The sequence below is a fragment of the Bacillus sp. FJAT-22090 genome, assembly GCF_007676755.1.
In the GTDB taxonomy this organism is placed as follows: domain Bacteria; phylum Bacillota; class Bacilli; order Bacillales_A; family Planococcaceae; genus Psychrobacillus.
This window is the reverse complement of record NZ_VEBK01000020.1, coordinates 1-14,887: the sequence shown is the minus strand read 5'-3', so window position 1 is coordinate 14,887 and position 14,887 is coordinate 1. Positions and strand designations below refer to the sequence as shown.

Genomic DNA, 14,887 nt, shown 5'->3' with positions numbered 1-14,887 from the left:
CGCAGGCACCTATGTCTGCCCCGACAGGCAAGGTGCTGAAGCTGAACATAAGAGAAAAGGTGAGAAGATGCATTCACTCATTCGCAAAGTAAAAGAATATATAGACAAGCATCAACTGATAGAAGAAGGGGAGCATCTTCTTATTGCTTGTTCTGGCGGAGCAGATTCCATAGCTTTAGTTCTTGTTTTAAATGAATTAAAAGAAACATATCGTATGGAATTAGGTATTGCACATGCAGATCATCAGTTAAGAGGAGAAGAATCGGCGGAGGATATGAGATTTGTCGAGCAATTCGCAGCAAAATTAAACATTCCATTTTATGCAGCAACTCTTGAAGTACCAAAAAGGGTTGCTGCGGAAAATGGCAATATACAAGTAATATGTCGGGAAGAGCGTTACACCTTCTTTAAAAATACTATGGAAAAGTATCATTATGGAAAGTTAGTACTTGGACATCATGCAGATGATCAAATAGAATCGGTTATTATGTCACTTACAAGGGGTTCGATTTCGTCTTCTATTACTGGTATACCAAGAACTAGAACTTTTTCTGTAGGTAAGATCATACGCCCATTTCTATGTATTACGAAAGAAGAAGTTTTCGAATTTATTCATTTTAGCGAACAAGATTTTAGACATGACCCAAGCAATGATAAACATACATATACAAGAAACCGTATTCGCCATACCATTGTTCCGCTGTTGAGAGAGGAAAATCCAAATATAAACGAAAGTATTCGTGTATTTGTAGAGAAACAACAGCAAGATGATGACTTATTACAGGTAATGGCTAAGAGAGAGTATGAGCAACTTGTGACGGTCGATCGAGAAGGTGCTTTTTTTCTAGATACAAAGTACTTTTCAGAAGTGCCCATTGCTTTACAAAGAAGGGTGATTCTAATACTATTAAAGTATCTATACAACAACTCCGATATACTTCTTAATGATCGTCTAATCGATTCTATTTTGGCTGCTTGTAATGAGCATGAAGGCAACATAATGATTCATTTGCCAAATGCTTTTTTCCTCGTTCGTCATTACAATAATGTTCAGTTTACCTCTTTTAAACAGCAACCTTTAGTTACTAGGAACGTAGTAGAAGAGAATTGTTGGACAGATATTGGTGCAGGTTATTCCATCTACTTGACGAGAGACTTATCTGAAGATATTTCTGGCGAGAAATGGTTTGTCGAACTAGAGAGTGATTCTTTACCTCTTCTTATAAGGCAAAAAGAGGATGGAGATCGTATCCACATAAAAGGGATGACTTCTCCTAAAAAAATCTCTCGGCTATTTATAGATGAAAAAATCAATGCGCTAGAAAGACTAGAGTGGCCAATACTTGTAACGCAGAAAAATGATATAATAGCAGTAATTGGACTTCGCTATGGAGAAAAATTTTCAAAGAAATTCAACTCGCAAAATTATGTCCTATATGTAATGCGAGATCAATGATTAGAGGAGACTAACAATGTTAGAAAAAGACATTCTTAAAGTATTATTAACAGAAGAACAAATTGAAGAAAAAACACGTGAATTAGGTGCAGCACTAACAGCAGAATACAAAGATAAGTTTCCATTAGCTATTGGTATTTTAAAAGGTGCAATGCCTTTTATGTCGGATTTGATGAAGCGAGTAGATACATATATTGAAATGGATTATATGGATGTATCAAGCTATGGAAATGCTACAGTTTCTTCGGGGGAAGTTAAAATTGTCAAAGATTTAAACACAAGTGTTGAAGGTCGGGATATTTTAATCATCGAAGATATTATTGATAGCGGCATGACGTTAAGCTATTTAGTTGATCTTTTCAAATATCGAAAAGCAAAATCGATTAAACTTGTTACATTGCTTGATAAACCAACTGGAAGAAAAGTGGACCTAAAGGCAGATTACGTTGGGTTCGAAGTGCCGGATGCATTCGTTGTGGGTTATGGTTTAGATTACGCAGAGAAATACCGAAATTTACCATATGTTGGCGTATTGAAGAAAGAAGTTTATTCTTTTTAATTTAATGCTAAACTAAAAGGCTTTTCATTGTACGTTAAAAAATTCGTGTGATAAGATTATCTTTAGTTTTTCTGTTTACCTTGTGAGGAGGCTGGGAATGAATCGAGCACTGCGCTACGCTATACTATACTTATTAATATTTTTTGTAATTGTTGGGATTTTTGCGACGTTTAATTCGGGCAATCAACCAACTAAAAATATTCGTTATGACGAATTTATGACTTCTCTAGAAAAAGGAGAAGTAACAAGCTTTACTATGCAGCCGGAACAAGGGGTTTACTTTGTAGAAGGTAAGATGAAGGGCTATAAAGAAGGCGAAACTTTCTTGTCCAAGCTCCCATATAATAGTGAGCAATTACAAGCTGAAATTCGCACTTTGGCAAAAGCAAATTCAGTTAAAGTTGAAATAGTAGAAGCTCCAAAAACGAGCGGATGGGTTCAATTTTTCACTGGATTATTACCATTCTTAATCATCATCATTTTGTTCTTCTTCTTATTAAGCCAATCGCAAGGCGGTGGTAACCGTGTGATGAACTTTGGTAAGAGCAAGGCTAAACTATATGATAATGAAAAGAAAAAAGTTAGGTTTACAGATGTTGCTGGAGCAGATGAAGAAAAAGCTGAACTAGTAGAAGTAGTAGATTTCTTAAAAGATCCACGTAAGTTCGTGGAAATTGGAGCACGAATTCCGAAAGGGATATTGTTAGTAGGTCCTCCTGGTACTGGTAAAACATTGCTTGCTCGTGCGGTTGCAGGAGAAGCTGGTGTGCCGTTCTTCTCTATTAGTGGATCGGATTTCGTTGAAATGTTTGTCGGAGTCGGGGCATCCCGTGTTCGTGACTTATTTGAAAACGCGAAGAAAAATGCACCTTGTATTATTTTCATTGATGAAATTGATGCAGTAGGTCGTCAACGTGGAGCTGGTCTTGGTGGCGGGCATGATGAGCGTGAGCAAACGCTAAACCAACTGCTAGTTGAAATGGATGGGTTTGGTGCCAATGAAGGTATCATTATCATTGCTGCAACGAACAGACCAGATATTTTAGACCCAGCTCTTCTTCGTCCGGGTCGTTTTGACCGTCAAATTACAGTAGGTCGTCCAGATGTTAAAGGACGTGAAGCAGTACTTAAAGTGCATGCTCGCAACAAACCATTGGATGAGTCGGTGGATTTAAAAGCCATTGCACAACGTACTCCAGGTTTCTCCGGAGCAGATTTAGAAAACTTATTAAACGAAGCAGCACTTGTTGCAGCTAGACGTAATAAGAAAAAGGTTGATATGAGTGATATTGATGAGGCAACTGACCGTGTAATTGCAGGTCCTGCTAAATCAGGTAAGGTCATATCAGCTAAAGAACGTAATATTGTTGCATTCCACGAAGCGGGACACGTAGTTATCGGATTAACATTAGATGACGCGGAAATCGTTCATAAAGTGACAATCGTACCTCGTGGTCAAGCGGGTGGATATGCAGTGATGTTACCAAAAGAAGATCGTTATTTCATGACTAAACCAGAATTGCTAGACAAAGTGGCTGGCTTATTAGGCGGTCGTGTAGCGGAGGATATCACATTTGGTGAAGTTTCAACTGGTGCACATAATGACTTCCAACGTGCCACTGGTATTGTGAGAAGTATGGTTACGGAATATGGTATGAGTGACAAACTTGGACCAATGCAGTTTGGTCAAGCGCAAGGAGGAAATGTCTTCTTGGGTCGTGACTTTAACTCCGAGCAAAATTATTCGGATGCTATTGCATATGAAATTGACCATGAAATGCAAACGATGATTAAAGAGCAATACGAGCGTACGAAACAAATCTTAACGGAAAGACGCGAATTACTAAACTTAATCGCCAATACGTTACTTGAAGTGGAGACGTTAGATGCCGCTCAAATCAAGCATTTGGAAGAGCATGGTACTCTTCCAGAGAGATCTTATGAACAAGCAAATCAGGACTCTCCAGTAAACCTTAAAAAAGAAGAAGAAACGGATGCTGTCGGAGCTTCGGGAGATCCTTCTATTGGCGACTTGCCAAAAGAAATGGAAACACCAAGTATTCCAGATAATCCGATTCAAGAAGAACGAAGAGATTAATAGAATAGGGAAGCTGATTGTTTATCGCATACATGCGAGGCAATCAGCTTTTTTCTTTGATCTTATATATGGTATGATATGTTGGAAAACTTACGAGAGAGTTGAGGACAAGCTAGATGATACTTGTGTTAGATACAGGGAATACCAACATTGTTTTAGGGGTATATGAGAATGACTTATTGATACATCATTGGCGAATGGAAACGGATCGTCTAAAAACGGAAGATGAATATGGAATGCAAGTGAAAGCATTATTTTCACATGCGAATATCACATTTGATCAAATAGAGGGTATTATTATTTCTTCTGTCGTGCCTCCTATCATGTTTTCATTGGAAGCGATGTGCAAAAAATATTTTGGTATTAAACCATTAGTAGTTGGACCCGGTGTTAAAACGGGCTTAAATATTAAATACGAAAACCCCCGAGAAGTTGGGGCAGATCGAATTGTAAATGCGGTAGCTGCTATTCACGAATATGGTACTCCTCTTATTATCGTAGATTTTGGTACAGCCACAACTTACTGCTTTGTAAACGAAAAAGGAGATTATATGGGTGGGGCTATTGCTCCAGGCATTGGTATATCGACAGAGGCGTTATTTACGAGAGCGAGTAAGCTTCCAAGAATTGAGTTAACAAGACCCGATCATGTCGTTGGAAAAAATACTGTATCCGCTATGCAGGCTGGTATCGTCTATGGGTATGTAGGTCAAGTGGAGGGCATAGTCAACCGAATGAAAAAGGCTTCCAAGCAAACCCCGAAAGTAATTGCAACAGGTGGAATGGCCTCTTTAATAGGTGATGAAACGACTGTAATGGACGTTATCGATCCTTTTCTAACATTAAAGGGCTTATATTTAATATATCAACGAAATATAGAGGAAAGAGGTATGAGATAAATGAATGATTACTTAGTGAGAGCATTAGCTTTTAATGGAAATGTTCGTGCATTTGCAGTTCGAACGACTGATACTGTAGGAGAAGCACAACGTCGCCATGGGACATGGCCAACAGCATCAGCAGCACTCGGAAGATCAATGACCGCTGCTGTGATGATAGGGGCTATGTTAAAAGGAGAAGACAAGATTACGGTCAAAGTAGAAGGAAACGGTCCAATTGGTCCAATGATTATTGATAGTAATGCTAAAGGGGAAGTCCGTGGATATGTGACGAATCCACAAACGCACTTTGAGTTAAACGAAAAAGGAAAATTAGACGTTCGACGTGCAGTAGGTACGGAAGGAACGCTTACAATAGTGAAAGACCTGGGTTTAAGGGAATTCTTTACGGGACAGGTACCGATTACTTCCGGTGAAATTGCTGAAGATTTTACGTATTATTTTGCTGTGTCAGAACAGGTTCCTTCTTCCGTAGGGCTTGGAGTTTTAGTTAATCCCGACAATACAATATTAGCCGCAGGTGGGTTCGTTATTCAACTTATGCCTGGCACAGATGATGAAACTATTACGGTTATTGAAGAGCATTTAAATAAAATGGAGCCAGTTTCGAAAATGATTGAAAAGGGATTATCTCCAGAGGAATTACTATTTGAAATATTAGGTGAAGAAAATGTGCAAATTTTAAGTACGATGCCAGTTGAGTTCGATTGTAATTGTTCTAAAGAAAGATTTGGGAGCGCGATCATCAGTTTAGGTGAAAGTGAGATTCGTGATATGATCGAAGAGGATGGCGGAGCTGAAGCTCACTGTCACTTCTGTATGGAGAAGTACCAGTATTCAGTAGAAGAATTGGAGTCATTTATCGATGAAATCAATTCGTAATGACGTAAATACCCAACCAAAACGACGTTTAAAAACTAAACCAGTACTTATCGTACTCAGTCTTCTTTTGCTAGGTAATTTGCTATGGTTCATTGCTTGGTTGATACCAAATCCAAATGAGAAAGTTAGCGAAACAGAAGAGGAAGTCGCTTCAGTTGATGGTAAAGTTATTACGAAGAAACAATGGATGGCAGCGATGGAATCGATGTACGGAAAAGAAGTTTTGCTGGATATGGTGAACGCGGAAGTGATGGAAGCGGCAGCCAAAAAATATAATATTAAAGTAAATGATTCAGAAGTGGATTTGGAACTTGCACTTATTCGATCTACCCAAGAAGGGGCGGATACAACGCTTCAATTTTCCGATGAAGAAGTGATGCGTAAAAAAGTACGCTCCCGCTTAATTTTAGAAAAAGTGTTAGCAAAAGATATTGTTATAAAAGATGACGAAATTAAATCATTTTATGAAAATAATAAAAATCTGTATAATATCCCAACATCCTATCGTACAAGTGTAATTTATGTTGCGACAGAGGATGAAGCAAATGAAGTAGTAGAAGAGCTTAAAAATGGCTCTTCGTTCGATGGATTAGCAAGAGAGCGTTCCTCAGATATAAGCTCCGCTAGTCTAGGGGGGGATATTGGATACATTTCAGAAGGTACAGAATCTGTAGATGAGATGTTAATAAAGGCCTTACCTAAAGTAAAAATAGGAAAATGGAGCAATACTATCCCGTTAAAAGAGGGTCGATTTGCAGTTGCACAAGTAACAAGTGTATTCGAGGGACAATCCTTCTCTTTTGCGGATGTAAAGGATCATATTCGCAGAGAACTTGCACTTGACCAACTGCCACAATCAGTCACACAAGAAGCATTTTGGGAAGAATTTAAAGCAGAGTGGTTTTATAGCGAACAGTAAAAGCGTATTCTAAGGAGTGCGCTTTTTTGTCTATGCATAAGGAAGTATTTTTTCTTTCCTTACACAAACATGTACGAAACCTGTTGCTAAATTTGTAGAAGGGCAGGTTTTGTGCGTAAAGGACGCTTGCGCTTTTTTGAAAGAAAAGAAAGTATATAAAAACGTACAGTGAAAACTGTGCTCTTGGCAATTTTAAAAAAATTATCCTGAAACAATAGAGAAAAACTCTATTCTAAAAAGAATGCAGGCGTACTCTTAACATATACTACGTAATATTATTGACAATCGCTCTTTAGGATTGGTATGATATAGAAAATAAAACCTATTAATTGAGTAGGGATTAGGAGTGGGACTATGACGAAGTTAGCACAATCCGTATTAGATTTAATTGGGAAAACACCGATCGTAAAATTAAACAGAGTTACAAATACAGAAGACGCGGAAGTCTATGTTAAATTAGAGTACTTCAATCCGGGCAGCAGCGTAAAAGATCGTATCGCATTCGCAATGATTGAAGCGGCTGAAAAAGAAGGTAAATTAAAAGAAGGCAGCACGATTATTGAACCAACAAGCGGGAACACAGGTATTGGGTTAGCAATGATTGCAGCAGCAAAAGGATATAATGCAGTTTTAGTAATGCCAGACACGATGAGCCTAGAGCGCAGAAACCTGCTTCGCGCTTATGGAGCTGAGTTAGTGCTGACACCTGGAGCCGATGGGATGAAAGGTGCGATTGCAAAATCAGAAGAGTTAGCCAATGAAAACGGATGGTTTATGCCACAACAATTTAACAATGAAGCAAACCCAGAGATACATCGTTTAACAACAGGCCCTGAAATTGCAGAAGCATTTGATGAATTACATGGATTTGTATCGGGAATCGGGACTGGTGGAACGATTACAGGAGCCGGAAAAGTATTAAAAGAAAAATTCCCGGATATTCATATTGCAGCTGTAGAACCAAAAGACTCAAATATTTTATCCGGTGGTAAACCAGGTCCACATAAAATCCAAGGTATTGGTGCGGGATTTGTTCCAGAGGTATTGGATACTGAATTGTATAATTCTATTATTCAAGTATCGAACGAAGATGCTTATACAACATCACGTGAAGTGGCAAAACTAGAAGGTATTTTAGGTGGAGTTTCCGCAGGAGCTGCTATTTATGGGGCACTTCAGCTTGCAAAACAACTAGGCAAAGGTAAAAAAGTAGTTGCGATTATACCTGATAACGGAGAGCGCTATTTAAGTACTCCGCTATATCAATTCGAAGACTAATAACGATGAACGGAGAGGGGGCAAATATTGCTTCCTCTCTTTTTTGTGTGGCAATAAGTATCGGTTTCAAGTTAAGATGAAGGCAAATCGTTTTTTAGGGGGATTTGAAAAAGTGGATTTAAAACTTCAGACGCATACTTTTCATCTATCAAAAGAAGCTTTTTTTTATGCATATAAAGAGATAGCAGGTGAGGAGTCCCATCATTTGTTTTTTGAAAGTGGACGTGGAGGTTACTTGTCGGTAGCCGCTTGGAATCCGTTAGCTGTAACTAATTCAGTGGATGCGGGTCTGCATATCCAGTGGAGAAATGGAGAAACAGAAGTACGAAAGGGGGAAGCTTTGGAAGAGCTAGAAAAGTTGATAGCTTCTTATAAATTACCTTTTCATGAGGATCTACCAGATTTTCAAGGCGGTGCTGCTGGATTTATTAGTTATGATTATGCTCGAAAGATAGAAATATTACCAACGATCGCAGAAGACGATTTACATATTCCGGACATCTACTTTTATTTATTTGATTTTTGGGCGGTGTTGGATGTTCAAACAGAAATCGTAACACTTATGAAGCTGTCTACGAGTGATGTAGATTTAACGGATTTAGAAGAGCAGTATAGGCAGGCTGCAGAAAATGGTATGGCGTCTCGTACATTTATGCCAGGAGGAGCAACTGAAATTGCAGAAGATCAAACAAAGCTGCATGTATCTGTCAAACCTGCTCAATTTGAAGATGCCGTACGAAAAGTGCAACAGTATATTGCACAAGGAGATGTATTTCAAGTAAATCTGTCTGTCCGTCAATCAAAAGAGTTATCAGTACAACCGATTGACATGTATGAAGCTTTGCGCGCATTTAACCCATCGCCTTATATGGCCTATATTCATTCGCCAGAGTTTGCTGTCGTTTCTGGATCACCGGAACTCTTAGTGAAGAAAAAGGGAGGAGAATTGTCTACCCGCCCCATCGCTGGGACTAGACCGCGAGGCCAAAGCGATGCTGAAGATATTGCATTAGCAAATGAACTAATTGAAAATGAAAAAGAACGAGCAGAGCATGTAATGCTTGTAGACTTAGAGCGAAATGATTTAGGCAGAGTATCAGCGTACGGTACAGTAGAAGTTGACGAGTTCATGGTGATTGAACGATATTCGCATGTGATGCATATTGTCTCCAATGTAAAAGGGACGCTTCGTCCGGGCACATCAAATGCAGAAATTGTACAGGCAATGTTCCCTGGAGGGACAATTACGGGTGCCCCTAAAATTCGGACGATGGAGATTATTGAGGAACTAGAACCTGTTCGAAGGGGCTTATATACCGGATCTATTGGTTGGCTAGGTTTTTCTGGAGATTTAGAGTTAAATATAGTAATTCGAACGGCATTTATTCAAAATGGGATGGCACATATTCAGGCTGGAGCAGGTATTGTCATTGATTCCCTCCCAAGTGCAGAGTACATGGAGTCATTAAATAAAGCAAAAGCATTGTGGCAAGCAAAAGCTATGGCAGAAGGGGTACTAAAATGATATTAATGATCGATAATTACGATTCCTTTACATACAATCTTGTTCAGTATATTGGAGAAATAGGTGTGGAAGTGAAAGTAGTTCGAAATGATGTATTATCAATAGGTGACATCGAACGGTTAGCTCCTCAAATAATTGTCGTTTCACCGGGACCATGCACACCGAACGAGGCGGGAATCAGCTTGGATGTGATAAAGCTTTTTGCGGGTAAAATCCCTATTTTCGGTGTTTGTTTAGGACATCAATCGATCGGGCAAGCATTTGGAGGAAATGTCATTCGTGCAAAACGTCTAATGCATGGGAAAACTTCCCCTGTCTATCATGATGGAAAAGGTGTAAACGAAAATATGCCAAATCCTTTTCATGCAACGAGATACCATTCGCTCCTTGTAGAAAAAGAGTCGTTACCTGCTTGCTTGGAAGTGACTTCTTGGACAGAAGAAGGGGAAATTATGGGACTTCGCCATAAAGAGTTTGCAATTGAAGGTGTGCAGTACCATCCAGAGTCGATTATGACGGAAGAAGGAAAAAGGCTTATTCGGAACTTCATTGAAAAACATATTCTTGCAGTTCAGGAGTCTATATAAATGGATGCTTGGAAAGATGGAAAATTATATCGTTCGGATGAGTTAAAAGTTTCTGCGTATGACCATGGCTTTTTGTACGGACTCGGTTTTTTCGAAACGTTTCGCACCTATAACGGTCAGGTGTTTTTATGGAAAGAGCATTGGGAGCGTCTTTCAAGAGCATTAGCCGATTTTCGCGTGTCGATGCCATATGAGGAAGAGGTGGTTTTGAAAGCTATTGAAGAGTTAACGAAAGCCAATAGTGGGGAAGACGGCTACTTTCGATTAAATATTTCAGCTGGGGTCCATGATATAGGACTCCAACCGTCTCACTATGAAAAACCTACAATGATTTTATTCCGAAAAGCTTTACCGATTGCAAACAGAGGAACGGAAAAGCATGCAGTATGGTTAAAAACGGTCCGAAACTCACCGGAAAGTATGAATCGTCATAAATCTCATCATTACGCAAATAACATTCAAGCAAGATTTGAAGTAGAAACATTAGCAACGCATGAAGGTTTTTTTCTAACATCTGATGGTTTCATCGCAGAAGGAATCACATCGAATATATTTTGGGCGAAGGATGGAAAGGTATATACACCATCGTTGAAAACCGGAATACTTGCTGGAATCACTCGTCATTGGATTTTACGAAGTTCATTAATCGAAGTAGAGGAAGGTTTTTTTACGAAAGATGAAGTAGAATCAGCTGATGAAGTATTCATCACGAATGCGGTACAAGAAATTGTTCCTATTCAACAAGTAGATGAAATACAATACTTAGGTAACCAGGGACCTATATATAATGTACTCCATGAAGCGTATATAAGGTGTGTTCAGGAAGAAGGGATAGGAAGATGAATTTGCAATATAATACGCAAGCTTTTGAAGCTGGCGGAGTCACATTAGACTTTCGAAAAGAAACAATTGTAATGGGAATATTAAACGTCACACCAGATTCGTTTTCAGATGGTGGAAAGTTTAATAATATAGAATCTGCAATTGCTAAAGCAAAACAAATGGTTGCAGATGGTGCGAAAATAATAGACGTGGGTGGAGAGTCGACCAGACCAGGGCATACAGTCATTTCGGTTGAAGAGGAAATAGCGCGCGTTATTCCGGTTATCCGTGCGATCCACGCAGAAGTAAATGCAGTAATATCCATTGATACGTACAAATCAGAAGTTGCCAGAGCTGCGGTACTGGCTGGAGCACATGTTATTAATGACATTTGGGGTGCTAAAAAAGACCCTAATATAGCAAAGGTGGCTGCAGAGCTAGGTGTTCCCATTATTCTAATGCATAATCGGGATAACGAAGATTATACTAATTTTTGGATAGAGGCAAAACAAGACATAGAAGAATGTATCCAAATTGCAAAAAAAGCCGGCGTACCAGACGAACATATTTGGTTAGATCCAGGTATTGGCTTTGGTAAAACGACAGAGCAGAATATTTGGATGATGCAGCATTTACAAGATTTAGTTGACATTGGATATCCAGTTTTACTTGCGACATCTCGTAAGCGAATGATCGGGAATGTACTAAATCTTCCGGTGGATGAGCGGATGGAGGGAACGGGAGCTACCGTTTGCTACGGTTTACAGCTTGGTTGCCATATGGTACGTGTGCATGACGTTAAAGAGATAACACGCATGACAAAAATGATGGATGTGTTGACTGGAAAAGTAGTATACGAGGAGAGTGGGATTTAATTATGGATTATATACATTTGAATGATCTAGAGTTTTATGGATACCATGGGGCGTTGCCAGAAGAAACAAAGCTTGGCCAAATTTTTCGTGTAACAATTACATTAGCCTGCGACTTAAAAAAGGCAGGAGAAACAGATAGTTTAGAAGAAACGGTTAACTATGCAGAGGTTTTTGAATTATGTAAAGAAATAGTGGAGGGAAAGCCCTTTCTGTTAATAGAGGCAGTTGCCGAAAAAATTGCTTCTCGTATTTTAGAGGAATACAAAGCTAAAGTTAGTGGATGTCGCATCCAGTTAGTGAAGCCTAATCCTCCAATTGCAGGTCATTACGCTTCAGTAGCGGTTGACATTGTAAGAGGTTCTCTATGAATATAGCATATGTTTCTTTAGGGTCGAATATCGGAAACCGACTGCATTACCTTCAGCGAGCGGTGCAATTATTACGAGAATCATCCCGTATAGAAGTGGAAAAGGTATCATCGATCTATGAAACTGACCCAGTTGGATACGTGGACCAATCGCCATTTTTGAATATGGTAGTCGAGCTTAAGACATCCTTATCGCCGCACGAATTGTTGAAAAAGTGTAATGAAATTGAAGCGGAGTTAGGGCGCACAAGAGAAATACACTGGGGTCCACGAACTGTAGACCTTGACATTTTATTGTATAATGAAGAGATTATGAAAACAGAGAGCCTACTGATACCGCATCCAAGAATGACGGAAAGAGGTTTTGTGCTCATACCATTGGTGGAAATAAACCCAGTTTTAACAGAGCCAGGGTCAGAGCGTACTTTCGTAGAGTTAGCGAACGTTCAGAGAGAAGGCGTCCATTTATGGAGAACATTCAGAGGGATAGACGCATTCGTGCATTTCGAAGGCTAAAATGGTCAGCTGTACGTTCATAATATAAAGGTAGTAGAATTATTAAAAGTGTACTTGTACTATTTCGCAGAAGAAGCTTCACAACAATATGATTTGCCGATTCTATTCTTGTTTAAGGTACGAGGGGCTGTCACATGTAGTGGCGGCTCTTTCCGTTTTAGCAGGTAACCTGAATAATGAGAAATATCAAAATGCGTAGGAAAAAGATGAACAGAACTCAGAAATTGTGTACAATAAGTTCAATGTAACAAAAGATACTTGCGGATAGTAGGTAGTGGAGGAGTGACAAACATGTCTAATGTAGAAGAATTAAATGATCAGCTTTTGGTGAGAAGACAAAAGATGACTGCAATTCAAGAGAAAGGCTTAGATCCTTTTGGAGGTAAATTCGAACGTACGCATTTGAGTAATCAAGTAGTCGAAGAATTCGATGCGTTTACAAAAGAACAATTAGAAGAAACACCACATGAAGTAATTATAGCTGGACGAATTATGACGAAACGCGGAAAAGGGAAAGCCGGGTTTGCTCATATTCAGGACTTCGGTGGTCAGATCCAAATTTACGTACGTAAAGATGCTATCGGTGAAGATGCATATGAATTATTTAATTCCGCAGATTTAGGAGATATTATTGGTGTACGTGGAAATGTATTCCGTACGCAAGTGGGAGAGTTATCTGTAAAAGCCGTTGAATTTACCTTTTTAACGAAATCTTTACGCCCAATGCCTGAGAAATTCCACGGATTAAAAGACGTAGAGCAACGTTATCGCCAACGTTATTTAGACTTAATGACAAGCGATGAAAGCAAATCAACGTTTATTACAAGAAGCCGCATTATCCAATCTATGCGTCGTTATCTAGACGGTCAAGGATACCTAGAAGTTGAAACACCATTACTGCATTCTATTGCAGGTGGAGCAGCTGCACGTCCTTTCATTACACATCACAATGCACTAGATATGGAACTATATATGCGTATTGCTATTGAATTACATTTAAAACGCCTAATTGTAGGTGGGCTAGAAAAGGTATATGAAATTGGACGCGTATTCCGTAATGAAGGTGTTTCAACACGTCACAACCCAGAGTTCACCATGATTGAACTATATGAGGCGTACGCTGATTATCAAGACATTATGAACTTAACGGAAAATTTAGTTTCTCATGTTGCACAAGAAGTGTTAGGCTCTTCAACGATTATGTACGGAGAGGATGAAATCAACCTTGCACCAGGCTGGAGACGCTGGCATATGGCTGATGCAGTAAAAGAAACTACAGGTGTAGACTTCTGGAAAGAAATGACCAAAGAAGAAGCACACGCATTAGCTAAAGAGCATGGAGTAGAAGTGAAACCTTCTATGGAAGTAGGACATGTACTAAATGAATTCTTTGAACAAAAAGTAGAAGAGACATTAGTCCAACCGACATTTATTTATGGACATCCAGTAGAAGTTTCGCCTCTTGCAAAGAAAAACCCGGAAGACGGTCGTTTCACAGATCGCTTCGAATTATTCATCGTACGTCGCGAACATGCAAATGCATTTACGGAGTTAAATGATCCAATCGATCAACGCCAACGTTTCGAAGCACAGTTAGTAGAAAAAGAAGCGGGTAATGATGAAGCACACGAAATGGATGAAGACTTCTTGGAAGCGTTAGAGTACGGAATGCCTCCGACAGGTGGATTAGGAATCGGTATAGATCGTTTAGTAATGTTATTAACGAATTCAGCTTCTATTCGTGATGTATTGTTGTTCCCAACAATGCGCCATCGAGACTAATAAATTTAATTTGATTAAATAAGGAGAGCTGCTACTATTTGTAGTGTCTCTCCTTTTGTTTTCTTCTATATATAGTATTAAAGAGCGTTGGGTAAAATGTTTTAAAATTTATAGAGAAAAAGGCTTGTCAATCTTATGAGATGGTGGTATAGTTATCAAGTTGTCATTTTAACTACTAACTTCTTAAAAAAATGTTTTTAAAAAGTTGTTGACATTAACAGTGAGATTTGTTAAGATATTAAATGTCGCTAAAACAAGACGACAACATGAACATTGAAAACTGAACATGCAAAACGTTAAGACATATAGCTAGAATGATTAA

14 protein-coding genes are annotated in these 14,887 nt (G+C 39.0%); all 14 read left to right on the top strand.

The window, feature by feature from the left end; genetic code table 11:
* The first annotated feature begins 67 nt into the window (after nt 1-67).
* The 14 genes from tilS (at nt 68) to lysS (ending at nt 14,565) form a co-directional block, all read left to right on the top strand.
* A complete protein-coding gene (gene tilS / locus FS486_RS18010; protein WP_186321510.1) occupies nt 68-1,456 on the top strand; it encodes a tRNA lysidine(34) synthetase TilS in 1,389 nt (462 codons plus the stop codon).
* 16 nt (nt 1,457-1,472) lie between these two features.
* Entirely contained in the window at nt 1,473-2,015 is a 543-nt protein-coding gene (gene hpt / locus FS486_RS18005) for a hypoxanthine phosphoribosyltransferase (protein ID WP_144513521.1), read from the top strand.
* Nucleotides 2,016-2,112: 97 nt separating this feature from the next.
* Nucleotides 2,113-4,113: an ATP-dependent zinc metalloprotease FtsH gene (gene ftsH / locus FS486_RS18000; protein WP_144513519.1), complete on the top strand. Its 2,001-nt coding sequence runs from the start codon at nt 2,113-2,115 to the stop codon at nt 4,111-4,113.
* 116 nt (nt 4,114-4,229) lie between these two features.
* Nucleotides 4,230-5,012, top strand: a complete 783-nt coding sequence (locus FS486_RS17995) for a type III pantothenate kinase (RefSeq protein WP_144513517.1) — start codon at nt 4,230-4,232, stop codon at nt 5,010-5,012.
* The gene (hslO, locus tag FS486_RS17990; protein ID WP_144513515.1) at nt 5,013-5,894 is read left to right on the top strand and encodes an Hsp33 family molecular chaperone HslO; all 882 of its coding nucleotides are present in this window, start codon (nt 5,013-5,015) and stop codon (nt 5,892-5,894) included.
* Nucleotides 5,878-6,813 carry a peptidyl-prolyl cis-trans isomerase gene (locus tag FS486_RS17985; RefSeq protein WP_144513513.1) on the top strand — a complete coding sequence of 312 codons (936 nt, stop codon included), beginning with the start codon at nt 5,878-5,880 and terminating at the stop codon, nt 6,811-6,813. The genes hslO and FS486_RS17985 overlap by 17 nt, the downstream gene beginning before the upstream one ends.
* 354 nt (nt 6,814-7,167) lie before the next feature.
* Nucleotides 7,168-8,091 (top strand): cysteine synthase A, encoded by a 924-nt coding sequence (gene cysK / locus FS486_RS17980; RefSeq protein WP_144513511.1) that lies wholly within the window; start codon nt 7,168-7,170, stop codon nt 8,089-8,091.
* A 112-nt stretch (nt 8,092-8,203) separates the two neighbouring features.
* The gene (locus FS486_RS17975; RefSeq protein WP_395940886.1) at nt 8,204-9,616 is read left to right on the top strand and encodes an anthranilate synthase component I family protein; all 1,413 of its coding nucleotides are present in this window, start codon (nt 8,204-8,206) and stop codon (nt 9,614-9,616) included.
* Nucleotides 9,613-10,203 (top strand): aminodeoxychorismate/anthranilate synthase component II, encoded by a 591-nt coding sequence (gene pabA / locus FS486_RS17970; RefSeq protein ID WP_144513507.1) that lies wholly within the window; start codon nt 9,613-9,615, stop codon nt 10,201-10,203. The genes FS486_RS17975 and pabA overlap by 4 nt, the downstream gene beginning before the upstream one ends.
* Complete coding sequence (gene pabC / locus FS486_RS17965) at nt 10,204-11,046, top strand: aminodeoxychorismate lyase (protein ID WP_144513505.1); 843 nt, start codon at nt 10,204-10,206, stop codon at nt 11,044-11,046.
* Nucleotides 11,043-11,900 (top strand): dihydropteroate synthase, encoded by an 858-nt coding sequence (gene folP, locus FS486_RS17960; protein ID WP_144513503.1) that lies wholly within the window; start codon nt 11,043-11,045, stop codon nt 11,898-11,900. Before pabC ends, folP begins: the two co-directional genes overlap by 4 nt.
* Before the next feature lie 2 nt (nt 11,901-11,902).
* A complete protein-coding gene (gene folB / locus FS486_RS17955; protein ID WP_144513501.1) occupies nt 11,903-12,268 on the top strand; it encodes a dihydroneopterin aldolase in 366 nt (121 codons plus the stop codon).
* Nucleotides 12,265-12,783 carry a 2-amino-4-hydroxy-6-hydroxymethyldihydropteridine diphosphokinase gene (gene folK / locus FS486_RS17950; RefSeq protein ID WP_144513499.1) on the top strand — a complete coding sequence of 173 codons (519 nt, stop codon included), beginning with the start codon at nt 12,265-12,267 and terminating at the stop codon, nt 12,781-12,783. Before folB ends, folK begins: the two co-directional genes overlap by 4 nt.
* Nucleotides 12,784-13,074: 291 nt before the next feature.
* The gene (lysS, locus tag FS486_RS17945) at nt 13,075-14,565 is read left to right on the top strand and encodes a lysine--tRNA ligase (RefSeq protein ID WP_144513497.1); all 1,491 of its coding nucleotides are present in this window, start codon (nt 13,075-13,077) and stop codon (nt 14,563-14,565) included.
* Nucleotides 14,566-14,887: the final 322 nt, after the last annotated feature.

Excerpts from the sequence above, each read along its gene's own strand:
- pabC (WP_144513505.1), top strand. The coding sequence starts at position 10,204 with ATGGATGCTTGGAAAGATGGAAAATTATATCGTTCGGATGAGTTAAAA.
- hslO (WP_144513515.1), top strand. The coding sequence starts at position 5,013 with ATGAATGATTACTTAGTGAGAGCATTAGCTTTTAATGGAAATGTTCGT.
- pabA (WP_144513507.1), top strand. The coding sequence starts at position 9,613 with ATGATATTAATGATCGATAATTACGATTCCTTTACATACAATCTTGTT.
- tilS (WP_186321510.1), top strand. The coding sequence starts at position 68 with ATGCATTCACTCATTCGCAAAGTAAAAGAATATATAGACAAGCATCAA.
- hpt (WP_144513521.1), top strand. The coding sequence starts at position 1,473 with ATGTTAGAAAAAGACATTCTTAAAGTATTATTAACAGAAGAACAAATT.
- lysS (WP_144513497.1), top strand. The coding sequence starts at position 13,075 with ATGTCTAATGTAGAAGAATTAAATGATCAGCTTTTGGTGAGAAGACAA.
- FS486_RS17995 (WP_144513517.1), top strand. The coding sequence starts at position 4,230 with ATGATACTTGTGTTAGATACAGGGAATACCAACATTGTTTTAGGGGTA.
- folP (WP_144513503.1), top strand. The coding sequence starts at position 11,043 with ATGAATTTGCAATATAATACGCAAGCTTTTGAAGCTGGCGGAGTCACA.
- folB (WP_144513501.1), top strand. The coding sequence starts at position 11,903 with ATGGATTATATACATTTGAATGATCTAGAGTTTTATGGATACCATGGG.
- ftsH (WP_144513519.1), top strand. The coding sequence starts at position 2,113 with ATGAATCGAGCACTGCGCTACGCTATACTATACTTATTAATATTTTTT.
- FS486_RS17985 (WP_144513513.1), top strand. The coding sequence starts at position 5,878 with ATGAAATCAATTCGTAATGACGTAAATACCCAACCAAAACGACGTTTA.
- cysK (WP_144513511.1), top strand. The coding sequence starts at position 7,168 with ATGACGAAGTTAGCACAATCCGTATTAGATTTAATTGGGAAAACACCG.
- folK (WP_144513499.1), top strand. The coding sequence starts at position 12,265 with ATGAATATAGCATATGTTTCTTTAGGGTCGAATATCGGAAACCGACTG.